This is a genomic window from Paenibacillus sp. QJM3NY_38 (assembly GCF_056173265.1).
Map to the genome: position 1 here is coordinate 7,255,255 of NZ_CM149665.1, position 17,468 is coordinate 7,272,722.

General features: G+C 46.8%; 15 protein-coding genes. 4 read left to right on the forward strand and 11 right to left on the reverse strand.

Annotated features, from left to right (window positions below; all coding sequences use genetic code 11):
• Positions 1-110: 110 nt before the first annotated feature.
• From AC0VZ8_RS33705 to rpmH, 10 genes are all read right to left on the reverse strand, one after another.
• Entirely contained in the window at positions 111-950 is an 840-nt protein-coding gene (locus AC0VZ8_RS33705) for a ParB/RepB/Spo0J family partition protein (protein WP_071219314.1), read from the reverse strand.
• Entirely contained in the window at positions 943-1,704 is a 762-nt protein-coding gene (locus AC0VZ8_RS33710) for a ParA family protein (RefSeq protein WP_071219313.1), read from the reverse strand. The genes AC0VZ8_RS33705 and AC0VZ8_RS33710 overlap by 8 nt, the downstream gene beginning before the upstream one ends.
• Positions 1,705-1,971: 267 nt before the next feature.
• Positions 1,972-2,790: a nucleoid occlusion protein gene (gene noc, locus AC0VZ8_RS33715; RefSeq protein ID WP_071219312.1), complete on the reverse strand. Its 819-nt coding sequence runs from the start codon at positions 2,788-2,790 to the stop codon at positions 1,972-1,974.
• A 1,474-nt stretch (positions 2,791-4,264) separates the two neighbouring features.
• The gene (gene rsmG / locus AC0VZ8_RS33720) at positions 4,265-4,987 is read right to left on the reverse strand and encodes a 16S rRNA (guanine(527)-N(7))-methyltransferase RsmG (RefSeq protein WP_475485674.1); all 723 of its coding nucleotides are present in this window, start codon (positions 4,985-4,987) and stop codon (positions 4,265-4,267) included.
• Between the two features lie 3 nt (positions 4,988-4,990).
• Entirely contained in the window at positions 4,991-6,877 is a 1,887-nt protein-coding gene (mnmG, locus tag AC0VZ8_RS33725) for a tRNA uridine-5-carboxymethylaminomethyl(34) synthesis enzyme MnmG (protein ID WP_113058534.1), read from the reverse strand.
• A 110-nt stretch (positions 6,878-6,987) separates the two neighbouring features.
• Positions 6,988-8,364, reverse strand: coding sequence for a tRNA uridine-5-carboxymethylaminomethyl(34) synthesis GTPase MnmE (mnmE, locus tag AC0VZ8_RS33730; protein ID WP_260064467.1), 1,377 nt, complete (start codon positions 8,362-8,364; stop codon positions 6,988-6,990).
• A 189-nt stretch (positions 8,365-8,553) separates the two neighbouring features.
• Positions 8,554-9,342 (reverse strand): RNA-binding cell elongation regulator Jag/EloR, encoded by a 789-nt coding sequence (gene jag / locus AC0VZ8_RS33735; protein WP_071219309.1) that lies wholly within the window; start codon positions 9,340-9,342, stop codon positions 8,554-8,556.
• On the reverse strand, positions 9,339-10,226 hold the full coding sequence (locus tag AC0VZ8_RS33740; RefSeq protein WP_475485675.1) for a YidC/Oxa1 family membrane protein insertase: 888 nt from the start codon (positions 10,224-10,226) through the stop codon (positions 9,339-9,341). Before AC0VZ8_RS33740 ends, jag begins: the two co-directional genes overlap by 4 nt.
• A 75-nt stretch (positions 10,227-10,301) precedes the next feature.
• A complete protein-coding gene (gene rnpA, locus AC0VZ8_RS33745; protein ID WP_009591465.1) occupies positions 10,302-10,652 on the reverse strand; it encodes a ribonuclease P protein component in 351 nt (116 codons plus the stop codon).
• A 235-nt stretch (positions 10,653-10,887) separates the two neighbouring features.
• Positions 10,888-11,022, reverse strand: coding sequence for a 50S ribosomal protein L34 (gene rpmH / locus AC0VZ8_RS33750; protein WP_006207379.1), 135 nt, complete (start codon positions 11,020-11,022; stop codon positions 10,888-10,890).
• Between the two features lie 451 nt (positions 11,023-11,473).
• Between rpmH and gnd the strand changes: the two genes are divergently transcribed.
• From gnd to gntK, 4 genes are all read left to right on the forward strand, one after another.
• Entirely contained in the window at positions 11,474-12,373 is a 900-nt protein-coding gene (gene gnd, locus AC0VZ8_RS33755; protein WP_071219307.1) for a phosphogluconate dehydrogenase (NAD(+)-dependent, decarboxylating), read from the forward strand.
• Positions 12,374-12,507: 134 nt separating this feature from the next.
• Positions 12,508-13,185 (forward strand): GntR family transcriptional regulator, encoded by a 678-nt coding sequence (locus AC0VZ8_RS33760; RefSeq protein ID WP_475485676.1) that lies wholly within the window; start codon positions 12,508-12,510, stop codon positions 13,183-13,185.
• Positions 13,186-13,347: 162 nt separating this feature from the next.
• On the forward strand, positions 13,348-14,709 hold the full coding sequence (locus AC0VZ8_RS33765) for a GntP family permease (protein ID WP_071219305.1): 1,362 nt from the start codon (positions 13,348-13,350) through the stop codon (positions 14,707-14,709).
• Between the two features lie 89 nt (positions 14,710-14,798).
• Complete coding sequence (gene gntK, locus AC0VZ8_RS33770; protein ID WP_475485677.1) at positions 14,799-16,346, forward strand: gluconokinase; 1,548 nt, start codon at positions 14,799-14,801, stop codon at positions 16,344-16,346.
• 276 nt (positions 16,347-16,622) lie between these two features.
• Here the strand turns inward: gntK and AC0VZ8_RS33775 are convergent, their stop codons facing one another.
• The gene (locus AC0VZ8_RS33775) at positions 16,623-16,910 is read right to left on the reverse strand and encodes a hypothetical protein (protein ID WP_475485678.1); all 288 of its coding nucleotides are present in this window, start codon (positions 16,908-16,910) and stop codon (positions 16,623-16,625) included.
• Between the last annotated feature and the right edge of the window lie 558 nt (positions 16,911-17,468).

The window sequence follows — 17,468 nt, forward strand, 5'->3', positions numbered from 1 at the left end:
AGGAACGTCGACATGTCTTTGGTTTTTAATCGCACTCATTTGCTGTTCAACCATTTGTAATTCAACCCGTCACACATGATAGTTTCTTCTTCAACAGAACCACAGCTCTTTTATTGAAGAAGTTCCAACAACCGCTCCAGGTCCTGTTTACTATAGTAATTAAGCTCAATTTTCCCTTTATCCTTATTGTGCTTAATTTTGACCGTCGTTTTAAAACGTTCTCTCAGACCCTCTTCCAGATGATCGATATAAGGATCTCTATTCTTAACCTTAGGTTTTGCTTTATCCGTTGGTTTGCGATCCAGATTCTTAACCGCTTCCTCTAATTCACGGACACTCCACTCTTGCTCCACACACTGTTTTGCCAACTGTTTAACAAGAATGGGATCCTTAATTCCAACGATCGCCCGGGCATGTCCCATGGATAATGTTCCACGTGAAACATTGTCCTTCACTTCTTCAGGTAGAGAAAGCAACCGCAAAAAGTTAGCGATGTGTGAACGAGACTTACCCACCTTCAATGACAGTTCTTCTTGGGTTAAGGAAAATTGTTCCATCAAACCTTGGTAAGCTACAGCAATCTCCATGGCGTTCAGGTTCTCCCGCTGCAGGTTCTCGATCAGGGCAATCTCCATGACTTGTTGATCGCTGAAAGATCGAACCACTGCCGGTATCGTTGCTTTGCCGCAATATTGAGACGCCCGGAATCTGCGCTCCCCGGCAATAATCTCATACCCTTTCAGCACACTGCGGACGATAATCGGTTGGATAACTCCATGCTGGCGGATCGATTCCGCCAACTCCTGGATAGCCTCATCGTTAAATGTCTTGCGCGGCTGATACGGATTCGCTCGCAATTGACTAAGCGGAATTTCCACTACCTTGTCATCATCATGAATAGACAAAGATGGAATAAGCGCATCCAGCCCTTTTCCCAATCGTTTACTCATACGAGATCACTTCCTTTGCCAGCTCCAAGTATACTTCCGCTCCCTTAGATCGAGGATCATAAGTAATGATCGACTGTCCATGAGATGGCGCTTCACTCAAACGAATATTTCTAGGTATAATCGTTCTGTACACTTTTTCCTGAAAATACTTTTTCACTTCTTCAATTACCTGAATGCCCAAGTTCGTGCGCGCATCCAGCATTGTCAATAATACACCCTCAATCTTAAGCGATGTATTCAGATGTTTCTGAACAAGGCGAACCGTATTTAGCAGCTGACTCAGACCTTCCAGTGCGTAGTATTCACATTGAATCGGAATGATGACGGAATCGGCTGCGGTCAATGAATTAATCGTTAAAATGCCAAGCGATGGAGGACAATCAATCAAAATATAATCATACTGGGGTTTGACTAATTGAAGTGATTTCTTCAATCGTACTTCACGGGAAATCGTAGGAACAAGCTCAATCTCAGCACCAGCCAATTGAATGGTTGCCGGAATGATGTCCAGGCCTTCGATGTTAGTCCCACAGATGGCGTCCTTCGGGTGTACTTCATTGATGATAATATCGTAAATGCAATTTGCAACATCGGCTTTATTAATGCCAACCCCACTCGTCGTGTTACCTTGGGGGTCAATATCCACCAAAAGCACCCGTTTGCCAAGCGAAGCCAATCCAGCTCCCAGATTGACGGAAGTCGTTGTTTTGCCGACACCGCCCTTTTGATTTGCTATGGCAATTATCTTTGACACTCATTTCACCTCAATGTAGGAAGACTCTTCTAAGTAGTCGCAATAGATGATATACAGCAACAGGCTGTATATGTATTAAGCGAACGATCCCGATGATTTCGGGATGCCCAGGATATAGCGGCGATGAAAATGAGTAATAATAAATTACATGTTTCTCATCTGCAACATCAAACCAAAACTCTTCGTTAAGCAACATAGACCGCTGCAGAGCATTATCTCTTGATCAACAGAAAAAGCGGTACGATGCATACCGCTTCACACCATATCTTAACGTTTAGGTATTTTTATAACGATTTCATAGTGATCTTCATGATCATTCTCTGTTGTTTTAATAGCCATCCCCGAACCTGAGACCATATCGATCGATTGGCGGATCGTGTTCAGAGCCAGGCGAACATCCTTGCTGTACGATATACGCTTCGCCTTCTTCATTGTTGTTACTTCTTTATAAAAGGCGATTCGTGCCTCTGTCTGCTTCACATTCAGTTCCTTGGTAATGATCTCGTCCAGCACTTTAAGCTGGGTTTCTTCATTATCCAATGAAAGCAGCGCACGCGCATGGCGTTCCGTCACCTTGCGTTCCATCAATGCCACCTTGACTGCTTCCGGCAGCTGCAGCAAACGAATCTTGTTTGCAATCGTGGACTGGCTTTTGCCTAGCCGCTGTGCCAAGCTCTCTTGCGTCAATTGATGAAGATCAATCAACTTCTGATAAGCCACTGCCTCTTCAATCGAAGTAAGGCCTTCACGCTGCAGATTCTCGATTAACGCAATGGAGGCAGCTTGTGAATCGTTGAACTCCCGAACAATGGCCGGAATCGTGTCCAGACCCAGCTTCTTAACCGCACGCCAGCGGCGTTCCCCTGCAATGATCTCATACATGCCATTTCGGACACGAACGACAATAGGTTGAATGACTCCATGGGTTTTAATTGTCTGAAGTAATTCATCAATCTTCTCGTCATCAAAAATCGTCCGTGGCTGGTATGGGCTGCTGACAACCTCGTTTACCGGGATTTGTTTCACTTCATCCCCTTGGTTCCGCTCTGCCGCTAAGCCAAACAATCTCGAAAATTGTTCTTTCATTCCGTATATTACCACCTAATTTCATGATAGCACGGATAAGCCTCCGAATATCCCGGAATCGGTTATACGATTGGATAACCACAACATGGAGTCATACACGGATAGTCCAACCATCCATTGGCGCTAAAATCCACTGTGGTGCCAGGCATTTCCCTGCAAAAACAAATTTCATGCTGATCGGAGAAAAACGCCTATGGTGATCATTGCCGTATTTCTCTGATCAAACCGCTGCATGAAGCGGTTGCTTCTTGAGAGATATAACAGGAGGTTTTATCATGATGCTTACGATCGATCGATATCTCACAAGTGGTATATATCTTTTTCTATTTCGCTTAAGGCCATGATCCCATGGGATGGCATGGTACCTTCCAAAAAACAGCAGCCACAACGATCAAAGTTGATGACTGCACGAAGCAAGGATGGAAAAGTGACCAAACCAGGATTTATACTCTTTCATCCAATTAAAGAACGGGCAAACCGGCCCTTCTGTCCAAATGGATACTACGATTCTATTCTACCACTTTTTGTCCTATAACTCTATTCTCCAATATCACCTTTTTTCCTTCATTTCTCGTTTGCTTTATACATGATTTGTGCACAGTTCCAAAGTTTTGGCGTCGAAATCATGTTATTGAGCCACATCATCTACCCAGCAGCCTTTCTTGAGATTCTAGATTCAGAATAATTGTAGGATTTGCCAATAGATTAAATCTGTTGAACAACCATTATCACCAAAGTCTAAGAAGAACGAATCTAAATTGGCTAGTAGATTCACTCGAATGATGCACATGATGGTTCACTGCTCCCTGCAAGTTCCCCTGTCCAGTGCATGAATGTGATGGATAGTTGCACACTAACTTTATTCATGAGGTTTTCATTCTTCATTATTCAAATTAGATAACATGGTTGTTATCATAATAATTTGTCAAAGAATATAATGCTTCCATAAAAGATACCTAACTTATAACTCACAACATGCTTCAAATGTTTCACGTGAAACATTCAAAGTTTATCAGATACATTCACAGCGTGGATGTCCATTCTTGTTTAAAAGCTCAGCTTTAATCAACCCACTCTCTTTAGAAGTAACCCTCGGTTCCATTTGATAAGAAAACGTAAAAAGTGAGCGTGCCATCGAGTCGTATAAAGCTTCTTATGAGATCCTTAAGGGTTTCCTTTCAGTCGGTAATCTGAGATGTATATTTTCTTGTTTCACCTCTCTTATTAAAATAATGACAACCGATAAGAGGGGCTTAATCAACGAAAATACAGCAAATCACTTTTCTATTTATTTCATGTAAAAAAACTAGTATTAACGCCCCCCTTCCCGCTCAAGTCAAATCTACAGTGGCAATAAAAAAAGAGAAGGACTCATAAAGTCCTTCTCTTGAATGGTTTGCATGTCTTCTAGCAAAGGTTGTCTCTGCAAGGGAGACCAGCGTGACAGACAGTATTTAGATCGATGGCAAAATGCTTACACGATCGGCGTTTTGCTGGCCGTACCCGCCTTACGGGGGTACTTGGAAGGCGTAGCTCCCTTTTTATCGATCACCACGATATGCCGGCCGGATTCCTCTACAGGTAAAGAGAATGAATGAACCTTGTTCAAAGCCCCTCTCAGCTCTTTCAAGCTGCGAGCCGCCTCCTTCACCTCTTCCGTAGGGTCACTGCCCTTCATCGCTGCGAATCGTCCCCCTACCTTCGTGAAAGGTAGGCAGAACTCGTTCAACACAGCCATGCGAGCAACTGCTCTCGCTGTGACTAGATCGAACCCGTCACGGTACCCCTGCTTGCGAGCAACCTCTTCCGCACGTCCGTGAATCAGTTCAACCCCCGTCAGGCCAATCGTATCCACGACATGCTTCAGAAAGTTAATTCGTTTGTTAAGCGAATCCACAATCGTCAGGTTCACATGCGGGAAACATATTTTCAGAGGAATACCAGGAAAGCCAGCGCCTGATCCGATATCCGCCAGATTGCCGATTTGGGTCATGTCCACATAAAAGGCGAGCGTGATCGAGTCGTAAAAATGCTTCGTATAGACTTGATCCCGTTCCGTAATTCCAGTTAAATTCATTTTCTCGTTCCACTCCACCAGTATTTCGTAATACATCTCGAACTGCTGGAGCTGTTTCTCATCAATCGTGATCCCGTGCTCTCCGAGCCGGTCAACAAAAGCCTTCTGAATGTCGTCCATTCCTTATCCTTTCGCTGCGGTTACCCGGTTATAATGCTCCAGGTAAACGAGAAGTATCGAAATATCCGCCGGTGTTACGCCGGCAATACGCGATGCCTGACCGATGGAGATCGGACGGATCTTGTTCAGCTTCTGCCGGGCTTCCATGGCCAGTCCGTTGATCTCGTCATAAACGATATCCTCCGGAATCCGTTTTTTCTCCATCTTCTGCAGCTTTTCCACATGTCCCAGCTGTTTCTCAATATAACCCGCATATTTGATTTGAATTTCGACTTGCTCTTTCATTTCCTCATCCAGCTCGTATGGAGACGGGGAGAGCGACTCAATCATCGCAAACGTAATTTCCGGACGGCGCAGAATCGTCAGCATATTGCTTCCATCCACGATTGGTGCTGATCCGGCTGCTTCCAGCATCGCATTTACGTCAACCGGCTTCACCTTCGTTTGGCGAAGACGCTCGATCTCCTGCTCAACGAGCTGCTTCTTCAGCACGAATTTGGCATAACGCTCTTCCGAAATCAGTCCGATATCATGGCCGATTTCGGTAAGACGCAGATCGGCATTATCATGGCGAAGCAGCAGACGGTATTCTGCACGGGAGGTGAGCAAACGATAAGGCTCATTTGTCCCTTTGGTCACCAGGTCATCAATCAGCACTCCAATATAACCCTGGGAGCGATCCAATATAACAGGCTCTTTGCCCTGCACTTTACGTGCCGCATTGATACCCGCCATAATGCCTTGACCTGCTGCCTCTTCATATCCCGAGGTTCCATTGATCTGTCCAGCCGTGAACAGACCCGGCAGTTTTTTCGTTTCCAGAGACGGCCACAGCTGCGTTGGCACCATCGCATCATACTCGATAGCATACCCGTTACGCATCATTTCTACCTTCTCCATTCCGGGAATGGAGCGAAGAACCGCAAGCTGAACATCCTCAGGCATGCTGGTGGATAGCCCTTGCACGTAGTATTCTTTCGTATTTTTACCTTCAGGCTCAAGGAAAATCTGATGCTTCGGCTTGTCGGCAAAACGAACGATTTTGTCTTCGATAGACGGGCAGTAACGTGGTCCAGTACCTTCAATAACACCAGAGAACATCGGTGCGCGGTGAAGGTTGTCATTGATAATCTGATGCGTATCCACCGACGTATACGTCAACCAGCAAGGAAGCTGCTCATTGTCGGAGGATTTTGTTTCATAAGAGAAGAACTTAGGCTTCTCATCCCCAGGCTGAATTTCGGTCTTGGAGAAATCAATCGTATCCTTATGCACCCGCGGTGGTGTACCTGTCTTGAATCGAACAAGGTCGAATCCAAGCTCGCGCAGGTTATGCGCAAGTTTTACGGACGGCTGTTGATTGTTCGGACCGCTCTCATACATCAATTCACCCATAATGACTTTACCGCGCAAATACGTACCGGTTGTCAGCACAACCGCTTTCGCACGATATTCCGTACCCGTCTGCGTCACGATCCCAACGCATACGCCATCTTCTACGATGAGCTGATCCACCATACCCTGACGAAGGGTAAGCTTCTCTTCCTTCTCCATCGTCTCTTTCATGGTATGCTGATAAGAAAACTTATCCGCTTGAGCACGCAGCGCGTGGACAGCCGGACCTTTACCTGTATTCAACATTCTCATTTGAATGAAGGTTTTATCGATATTGCGTCCCATTTCTCCGCCCAGTGCGTCGATTTCGCGAACGACATGGCCTTTTGCAGGCCCTCCAATGGACGGGTTACATGGCATAAAAGCAACCATATCCAGGTTGATCGTAACCATCAACGTTTCAGCACCCATTCGTGCAGATGCGAGTGCAGCCTCACAGCCGGCATGTCCTGCACCGACTACAATCACATCATAAGTGCCACCCATATAACTCATAGCTCACCCTCCTGTTCTAATTGTGTTTATATACGTAATCAAAGGGATTCCACCTCGGATATCCCTGAAATTGTTGAGCTGTTCCTACTATATATAGTAAGGCTTGAAGCTTATTTACCCAAGCAAAACTGTGAAAAAATCTGATCAATGAGCGAATCGCCAACCGCTTCACCCAATATCTCACTTAACTGCTCCCAGGCCATTCTCACATCGATTTGGATCATATCGATCGGAATGAGCTGTTCAGCCGCATCATATGCATCCTGCAGCGACTGCTTGGATTTCTTCAGCAAAGCGATATGTCGCACATTGCTCACATACGTCAGATCTCCGCCTTCAATCTGGCCGCTGAAGAACAAGTTGGATATAGCCTCTTCCAGCCGGTCAATACCCTCTTGCGCCTTCACCGACATCGGAACAATCAACTCATCGGGATAGTATCGATGGAGAATGTCCAGATCGAGATTAGACGGTAAGTCCATTTTATTCATAATGACAATACATTGTCTACCGCGTATTTGTTCCATCAATTCCAATTCGTCCTGATGCAGCGGTTCGTTGGCATTCAGCACGAGCAGAATGAGATCCGCTTCGTTAACCGCATGCTTGGATCGTTCAACGCCGATCTGCTCGACCACATCCATCGTTTCCCGGATACCCGCGGTATCAAGCAGCTTCAACGGAATGTTGTTAATGGTGACAAATTCCTCAATCACATCGCGAGTCGTACCGGGTATATCCGTGACAATCGCCCGATTATCCTGGGCCAGCGTGTTCAGAAGCGAAGATTTGCCCACATTGGGGCGACCGATAATAGCTGTCGTAATCCCTTCACGCAGGATTTTCCCTTCTTGCGCGGTCTTCAGCAGCTTATCAATTTCACCCATGACAAGCTGGCTTTTCTCTTTAATGAATTCTGAAGTAAGCGACTCCACGTCATGCTCAGGATAATCGATATTCACTTCGATATGGGCCAGAGTTTCGACTAGGGTATGCCGCAGCTCGTTGATCTTACGGGATAACGTTCCTTCGACCTGCTTGAGCGCAACGGAGAAGGCGCGATCGGATTTCGAACGAATCAGGTCCATAACGGCTTCCGCCTGGGACAGATCGATCCGGCCGTTTAAGAAAGCCCTCTTTGTAAATTCACCGGGTTCCGCCAAACGAATGTTTAATTGAAGCAACAGATCCATGACGCGTTTTACGGAGATAACGCCGCCATGAGCGCTGATCTCGACGACATCCTCAGTCGTGAACGATCGAGGAGCACGCATCACGGTTACGAGAACCTCTTCGAGGTTTTCTCCCGTTTTTGGATCCACAATATGACCGTAATGAACGGTATGGGAATCCACTTGTGTTAACTTGTTTTTACTTTTGAATATACGCTCCACTTCCTGAACGGAGTCCGGCCCGCTGACGCGAATAATCGCAATGCCGCCTTCACCGACAGCTGTTGAAATAGCTGCAATCGTATCACTAAACATCGTTTCCTTCACCTCTTTCTTTGTAAAAAACATCAGAATTACAGCCATACCATGTACAATCCGGCTGCTACATCTATCAACTTGAAAGGAAAACCTCCAACGGGGTCTTTCCCTATAGGTCTCTTTAAAAAACAATGACTCCCTCTTGAAGCTTAAGGAGTCATTGTTTATATATACTCTTCAACTCATTTAGGACGACTTGGGTGTAATGACAACCCGCCGGTTCGGTTCTTCGCCCTTGCTGTACGTCTTCACGGCTCCATGTGACTGGAGTTTAGCGTGAATCACCTTCCGCTCAGCAGCAGGCATAGGCTCAAGCACAATCTCTTTACGTGTCTTTAGTACCCGTCCCGCTAACCGATCCGCCAAATCCTCCAGCGTCTTCTTGCGACGGTCTCGGAAGTTCTCCGCATCCAGTACGATGCGAAGATAGCTGTTGGAATAACGGTTAGCTACGATATTCGCCAGATACTGAAGGGCATCCAGAGTCTGACCTCTACGCCCGATCATAAGTCCGAGTCCGGCGCCAGAAATTTGAAGCGTGGTAAAGTCTCTCCCCTTCTCAACCTCAACCGAAATATCTAGCCCCATGGCTTGTCCGGTATCAACAAGAAAGGTGATGGCTTCCTGGTAAGGATCCTTGCCTTCAAACGAAGCTGTGGCAGGGTTCTCTATATCACTGCTGACAGCAGGAACTTCCTGCGTCATGACAGAGGTATTGGAGACCTGAACCACTTTGGCCGGAACAGCTTGCGCGTTTGTAGGAAGTACTTCCTTCACAGATGAATCGCCGCCGGCACCGTCAGGCAGGAGCGTTAGTTCGACTTTCGCTTCCTTGACCCCAAACAGGCCCAGGAATCCTCTTGATGGCTGACTCAATACTTGAACCGATACACGGTCTTGACTTACACCCCATCGGGCCAGCCCTTGTGCGACAGCATCTTCAATGGTTTTTCCTGTTGCGACGATTTTACTCATCTCGACTTCTTGGCTCCCTTCGAACCTTTTTTCCCGCCTTTGCTGCCACTCTTTTTCCCGACCTTGTTACCGCTCTTACTCTTCTGACCGTCGGTTGCGCTGGCAACACTTGCCACGACAGCAGCCTTGTCATTGTTGCGGTACAAGAAGTAGTTCTGCACGATGGTGTAGAGGTTACTGTAGAACCAGTACAACGGAAGTGCTGAAGGGAACTGGAAGGACATTACAAAGATCAGAATCGGATAAACGAACAGCATGAACTGCATCATCCCCATTTGTGGAGACGGGTTCATCTTCATCATCATTTTCGTTTGGAAATAAGTCGTTGCAGCGGCAAGCACCGGCAAAATAAACAGCTTGTCCGGTTGACCTAATTGCAGCCACAGGAATTCGTGATCACGAAGGAGATTGTTATAGTAAATCGAATGATAGAGTGCGATAAATATCGGCATTTGTACGATCAGCGGCAAACATCCCGCCATCGGATTAACCTTATTCTCCTGGAAGAGCTTCATCGTTTCCATTTGAACTTTTTCAGGTTGATCTTTATATTTCTCGCGAATTTTCTGAATTTCAGGCTGAATGGCCTGCATTGCCTTCGAGCTTCTGACCTGTTTCAGAGTCAGCGGTAAAATCAAGGTACGGACGATAAGCACCATCACGAGTACGGACAATCCGTATTCACCGTTAAACCATGTAGCAAACGTATCAAGTGCCCATGTAAAGTAATAAACAACGTTGCTCTGCCAGAAGCCTCCATTTTTCAAGTCTTCAATGGTACGCGTTTGGTCAGCTCCAGGCGCACAACCTGATATAACGGCCACTGCAAGTATTACAGCGGTGAGGAGGAACCATTTTCCTCGTCTTGTCTTCATGAACGACACTTCAAAACCCCTCTCTTCGCCATTCCATTCCACGGTAAATCATAACATATTTATATGGACAAATAAACACATGGTTCAGCCCCTCTTCGCTTTCAGAAGGGACGATTTCCTCAATACATGAAGCACGCTTTTCTCCAGCTCCTGGTAAGACTTGTCGAGCGCTCCCTTTCGAACGATAAAGATCAGGTCGATATGCTCGATAATCTGGTGCTGATGGTGCCTGACAATCTCTTTAACCAGCCGTCTCATCCGGTTGCGGACAACCGCATTGCCGATCTTTTTGCTGCATGAAACGCCAACGCGAAACTGCTCTACCTCTTTTTTGCGTGACCAATATACAACAAATTGATGATTGGCGAAGGACTTTCCGTGTCGATATACCCGGCTGAAATCAGCGCGGTTCCGTAAACGAAGTTTTCTATGCACAAGTTTCTCCCGCCCTGCCGTTAATCAAGTTCAATAATCATAAGCCTCATCGTAAGCCTCTTTGGCATCTCTTCTATTATAAGAGTATAGTCATGCCAAAACCGCGATAAACATTCCAATTGGAATACTTTAAGCCTACTTTAGCTTATATTCCGCCGTTTTCATAAGGAAACTCCTCACACTGCAGGAGATATTACGAAAAAAAGACCACCTCGGTGGTCTTCGTGGCACAATATTACGCGCTCAGTACTTTTCTGCCTTTTTGACGGCGGTTAGCCAATACTTTGCGTCCGTTCTTCGTGCTCATTCTTTTACGGAAGCCATGTACCTTTTTACGTTTGCTTACATTCGGTTTGAAAGTCGGTCTCATGATTAATGCACCCCCTTACAGGAATATGTCTTACCCATATTTTAAGATCATAACGTCAATCGACGCACTTTCACGGAAGAATAGACCGCGATTTGTTGAACCGACGTCTATGGACGTATCTCTTGTAAACAGACCGCTAAATGGTAGCGGATAATGTTCTCATCTTCACAGAAAATGCCTTTATACATTTAATCACGTTCAGGCCCAAAAGTCAAACCTTACTTGACCTCGGCAAGCACTTAAGTTTTCCACAAGTAGTCATTATTGCTAGTTTTGAATTATCCACATGGGGATAACCTATTTGAACACGTTGTGGATGCATTTTCGATCCATGTAACGCCTTTCATCCCTAGCATGCCCCTTATTTACACAAGAGCTATAAAGGAGTAGTATAAATAATTGAATTTAAGTTGTATACAAGTATACACCTAAGAAGGAGCTGCATTGTTTTATGAAAATAGGCATGATCGGTCTGGGGAAAATGGGCCTCAATCTGGTTCAGAATCTGATTCATCATCAGCATCAGGTCGTAGCTTACGACTTAAATACGCAATTGGTCGATCAGGCTGCCCAGTGCGGTGCCGAAGCCGCAGCATCAACTGAATTGCTCGTTGCGAAACTGGATAAACCCCGCATCGTATGGATGATGGTGCCTGCCGGAAATATCGTGGATTCCGTCATTGATTCTCTCACTCCGCTCCTCGAGTCCGGTGATATTCTGATTGACGGCGGCAACTCGCATTATAAGGATTCCAAAACCCGTGCAGCACGTCTGGCGGACCAAGGCATTCATTATTTTGATGCCGGCACTTCCGGAGGCATGGAAGGCGCCCATCATGGTGGCTGCTTTATGATTGGGGGCAATCGCGACATATTCACCAGCATTGAGCCCCTGTTTAAGGATATGGCTGTCGAGAACGGTTACTTGTATGCCGGTGAAAGCGGCAGCGGCCATTTTCTGAAGATGGTCCATAACGGAATCGAATACGGCATGATGCAATCCATTGCGGAAGGCTTTGAAGTATTGGAAAAAAGCGCATTCGACTTCAACTATGAGGATGTCGCCCGGGTATGGTCCAATGGATCCGTCATTCGCAGCTGGCTCATGGAGCTGACGCAAAACGCATTTTCCAAGGATCCGAAGCTGGATGGCATCAAAGGCGTAATGAAATCGTCCGGCGAAGGAAAGTGGACCGTAGAAACGGCACTTGAGGTACAAGCCAGCGCACCGGTTATCGCCATGTCGCTGTTTATGCGCTATCGTTCCCTTGACCAAGATACGTTCCACGGCAAAGTCGTTGCAGCGCTGCGTAATGAATTCGGCGGCCATGCGGTTGAGAAGTCGGAATAACGTTGATTCTCTTCTATAACCTGCTGCTTCTTAAGGGCATCATGTCATAGCCTCATCATGGTCCCTTCTCCTTTCGATGTGGTATCATTACCACTAGAGAAAATTAGAATCAGTACGGATTGGAGAATTATGCTATGAAATTTCCCTCAACATGGCTTCAGGGAGCCTCTCTAGGAGAGGCCATCGCCAGTGAACTGAGATTGCAGATTATTAGCGGCATTATCAAGCGCGGAGAAATCCTGTCCGAGAATCGGATTGCAGGTGAATTCGGCACCAGCCGATCTCCTGTGCGGGAAGCAATGAAAACGCTGTCCAGCGAAGGATTGATCCAATTGGAGCGCATGGGCGCCGTTGTCATGGGCTTATCGCTTAAAGAAGTAGAGGAATTATACGATGTTCGTTTCCTTATCGAGAGCTTTGTTCAAGTCCAGGTGTTTGCGAATCCCCAGCCGGAATTAATCCAGCATTTAAAACAAATCGTCGATCGGATGGAGCTTGCAGCCAAACATCAGGACCCGGTTGAATTCTCCTATCAGGATTTGGCTTTTCATGAACGGATCATTACGGAGGCGAACCATAAACGGATTCTTCATTTGTGGAAGAGCATTCGCCCTATCGTAATCACAGTCATGTTAATTACGACCCGTCAGGTGTTTGGTGGCGGAGGCACCAAGATTCGGTATGTCATGGACAAGCATCTTCAGCTAATTGCAGAGATGGAATCCCTGGATCCGGCACGGATCCAAACGGCGGTTCAACATTACTTCGATGATTCCCGTCAGACGCTTCATCTTAGTTTTCCGGAGGGTTAGCTTAATCCTCCCTTCCTCCGTCTTACGAAATACTGTGCATGCTCTAAGTTGTCGACAAGTATACAATAGAATTCGCCTTTGTTTTGGGTATACTACCGCAGAACAGCTCGATATTAACCATTTCCCAATTCAAAATGGGTAATCTTTAGGAGGAAGCAAGATATGAATTCACTATTCGGTCTCAGTCATAATGCTACCTTAATGATCTGGACACTGCTGACGATCGTCTTCCTGATCGTGCTGATTTCCAAATATAAATGGAATCCATTCGTAACTTTATTGATCTCCGCACTGATCCTTGGTCTATTGACGGGTATGCAGCCTGCGGATGTGATTACTTCGATAACCGGTGGTCTTGGCGGAACGCTTGGAACGATTGCAATCGTTATCGCCCTAGGTACCATGCTCGGAAAAATGATGGCCGAATCCGGCGGCGCTGAACAAATCGCCACCACCCTCGTGGACCGCTTCGGCGAGAAGCGCGTCCACTGGGCCATGATGATTGTCGGCTTTATTGTCGGTATTCCCGTATTTTTCGAGGTTGGGGTCATCCTGTTGATTCCCATTGTCTTCACAGTTGCACGGAAAACGAAAATGTCCCTGCTGCACATCGGCATTCCGATTTTGGCCGGATTGTCCACCGTTCACGGTTTGGTACCACCGCATCCTGCTCCAATGATTGCTATTGAAGCTTATGATGCCGACCTTGGCATGACGATTCTCTACTCGTTCCTGGTCGGGATCCCCGCAGCGATACTAGCCGGCCCGGTGTTCGGCAAATTCATCGGCAAACGAATCCGAACCGAACCGCCCGAGGAACTTGCCGAGCAGTTTTCAAGCAAAGCAGAGCGCGGTTTGCCAGGTTTCGGCATCACGTTGTTTACCATTTTGCTGCCGGTCATACTGATGCTTATCGGTTCCGCAGCTGATATTATCGATCCGGAATCTACCAGCTTCATTTCCGTGTTCTGCAAATTTATCGGCCATGAAATCATTGCCCTGCTCATTGCTGCGGTCTTCTCCTTCTTCTCGCTTGGATTCGCCCGCGGCTTTAACAAACATGATCTGTCCCGCTTCACCAGCGAATGTCTCGCTCCAATCGCTACGATCATTCTGATCATCGGCGCAGGCGGCGCTTTCAAGCAGGTTCTGATCAACAGCGGCGTCGGCAATGCCATCGCCGAAATTGCAACCGGTGCAAATATCAACGTGATCCTGTTTGCGTGGCTTGTCGCGGCACTCATTCGGATCGCAACAGGTTCTGCAACCGTAGCCATGACAACCGCCGCAGGAATCGTTGCTCCTGTGCTCGCGATGACGCCCGGCGCCAACGTTGAGCTAGTGGTGCTCGCTACCGGAGCAGGCTCCATCGTACTGTCCCACGTGAACGATGCCGGCTTCTGGATGGTAAAAGAATTCTTTAACATGACGGTAGCCCAGACACTGAAGTCCTGGACCGTAATGGAGACGATCCTGTCCCTGACCGGACTCGTGTTGGCTCTCGTTCTCAATGTAATTGTATAATGAAGCAATAAGACACATGGGGGCTCCTTGGAATGCTGATATTTTAAGTTGCGAACCGGGTGCCCTTACGTAGAAAGAAGGTATGTCTCATGAGTACTCAGAACTATATGATCGGTGTCGATATCGGAACAACCAGCACCAAGGCCGTCCTTTTCAAAGAGAATGGTGAGGTTGTAGCCAAGGCCGGCGGTGAATATCCGCTGCTCACCCCTACTCCCTCTACGGCGGAGCAAGATCCGGAGCAAATCTTTCAGACTGTCATTTCCTCTGTTCAAGGGGTCATGACGGAGAGCGGGATAGATCCTGCTCAAGTTCTATTCGTTTCTTTCAGCGCGGCCATGCACAGCGTCATCGCCGTTGATAGCCAAGGCAGCCCGTTGACTCGCTGCATTACATGGGCCGACAACCGCAGTGCTGCCTGGTCTGCGAAGCTCAAAAAAGAACTCGGCGGCATGGAGCTGTACCTTAGAACCGGAACTCCGATCCATCCGATGTCACCTGTGACAAAGCTGATGTGGATGCGTCATGAGCTGCCCTCCCTCTTTAATCAAGCAGCCAAATTCATTTCGATTAAAGAATATGTTTATTTCAAACTATTCGGCCAATATATTGTAGACCACTCCATTGCCTCCAGTACCGGGATGATGAACCTCGAGGAACTGGCTTGGGATCAGCAGGCGCTGGAGCTCGCTGGCATCACGGAGGACCATTTATCTAGGATAGTACCAACTACACATATCATGGAAGGCCTGAAAAGCGAGTATGCCGCAGCCATGGGGCTCTCCACTTCCACACCTTTCGTGCTTGGAGCTGCCGACGGCGTCCTGTCGAACCTCGGCGTGAATGCAATCAAGCCGGGAGTCGTTGCCGCTACCATCGGTACGAGCGGTGCGATCCGTACGGTTGTCGATAAGCCGATGACCGATCCGAAGGGTCGTATTTTCTGCTACGCATTAACGGAGAAGCACTGGGTAATCGGCGGCGCAGTCAACAACGGCGGCATGATTTTCCGCTGGGTTCGCGATGAATTTGCCGCCTCTGAGGTCGAAACCGCCAAGCGGCTCGGCATCAATTCTTATGATGTATTAACCAAAATCGCGGACCGTATTCCACCAGGCTCGAACGGGCTGCTATTCCACCCGTACCTAACCGGAGAACGCGCGCCGTTATGGGATCCGAATGCCCGTGGATCGTTCTTTGGCTTAACCCTGAATCATAAAAAAGAGCATATGATCCGCTCCGTGCTGGAGGGCGTGATCTTTAATATGTATACCGTTCTGCTGGCGATGGAGGAACAAATTGGCCGGCCGGCCAAAATTCACGCCACCGGTGGCTTCGCCCGTTCACCGATCTGGCGGCAGATGATGGCGGATATTTTTGACCAGCAGGTGATCGTGCCGGAAAGCTACGAGAGCTCTTGCCTTGGCGCCGTAGTCCTCGGTCTGTACGCTACAGGAAGAGCGGATTCGCTCGACATTGTAGAGACGATGGTCGGCGGTACGCATGAACACCAGCCTGTGAAGGAAAGTTCTGATGTTTATAAGGCTCTGCTGCCGATCTTTATCCGCATTTCGCGGAAGCTGGAAGAAGATTATGAAGCCATTACCGAATTCCAGCGCCGATTCGAGCAATCGTAAAATTACTATAGAAGGAAAAACCTCGATTCGACGAATATTCTTTAGAGAGAAGACAGACCTCGTAAAGATATATGCGATATCAGATAGGTCATGCTTCGAGGTTTATACTTTCTAACATCTATTAAAAAAGCCCGTTTTCGATGGATCCGATCCATCGCGAAAACGGGCTTTTTTTGTCATAATGCCTGAGAAAAAAATATCCACAATGAGAATCCCATACCGAAAATTCCCGCTGCCTTACACATAAAAAAGTAGAAATCGCTGGGCTACGGATTATCATATATCCATTTCGAGGCCTGATTCCTTTCTATATGCCCGGATCTTATATATTTCGCCCGCAATCTCAACCCGCTTCTCATCTTCATAAGTATGAACATAAATCGGCTCGCCGCGGCCAAATGAAGCCCTATATTCGATGCTCCCGCTTCCCGAATCGGCATATTTGGCGTACTTTAGTCCCTCCATATGAAACACTTTCTTCGAATAATAGCCCTGGGCCCACACGGTAATAAGAACCAAAGTGGCGGCAAGAGTGAGTAGTCCCCCTATTCTTCTCCAATTCATGGACTTTCCTTCCGTCCGCATCGGTGGTTCCCCCCCGTTCCGAAAAAAAGCCCTCAACTGCAAATCTATCAATTCCAATTGAAGACTATCCACAGTCATTTTTCACCTTTGGTCGATTTATTGACTGCTAGAACATTCAACCATAAGTTATGAACAGATGGTGAGAGAAGAAAATTCTGCTTGCGAATCGGACAACCTGTGAATAATTTTTTGCGCTTTGAGGCCAATGATGTCGAAGGCTAAACAAATTATAAACAATATATAGTGGTGTGAATAAAAATTATGCACAACGTATTGAATTTGTGGATAAATTAGCGACATACATTGAAAACAAGGCCTTCTTTTGCTATGATGATATTACTTTTGGTTGTGAATATGTGAATGAAGCTATAATATTATCAACAGGCTGTGGATAAAGTTGTGAACAATTTCAATTTATCCATATTTTTTTGTTTCCACAGGAGTTAGTTCTGGGGATAATTAGACATCATTCATTTTCTTTCGACAATTCCACACATGGCTCTAGCCACATTTGGAAGATTTAAAGGAGTGACAGTT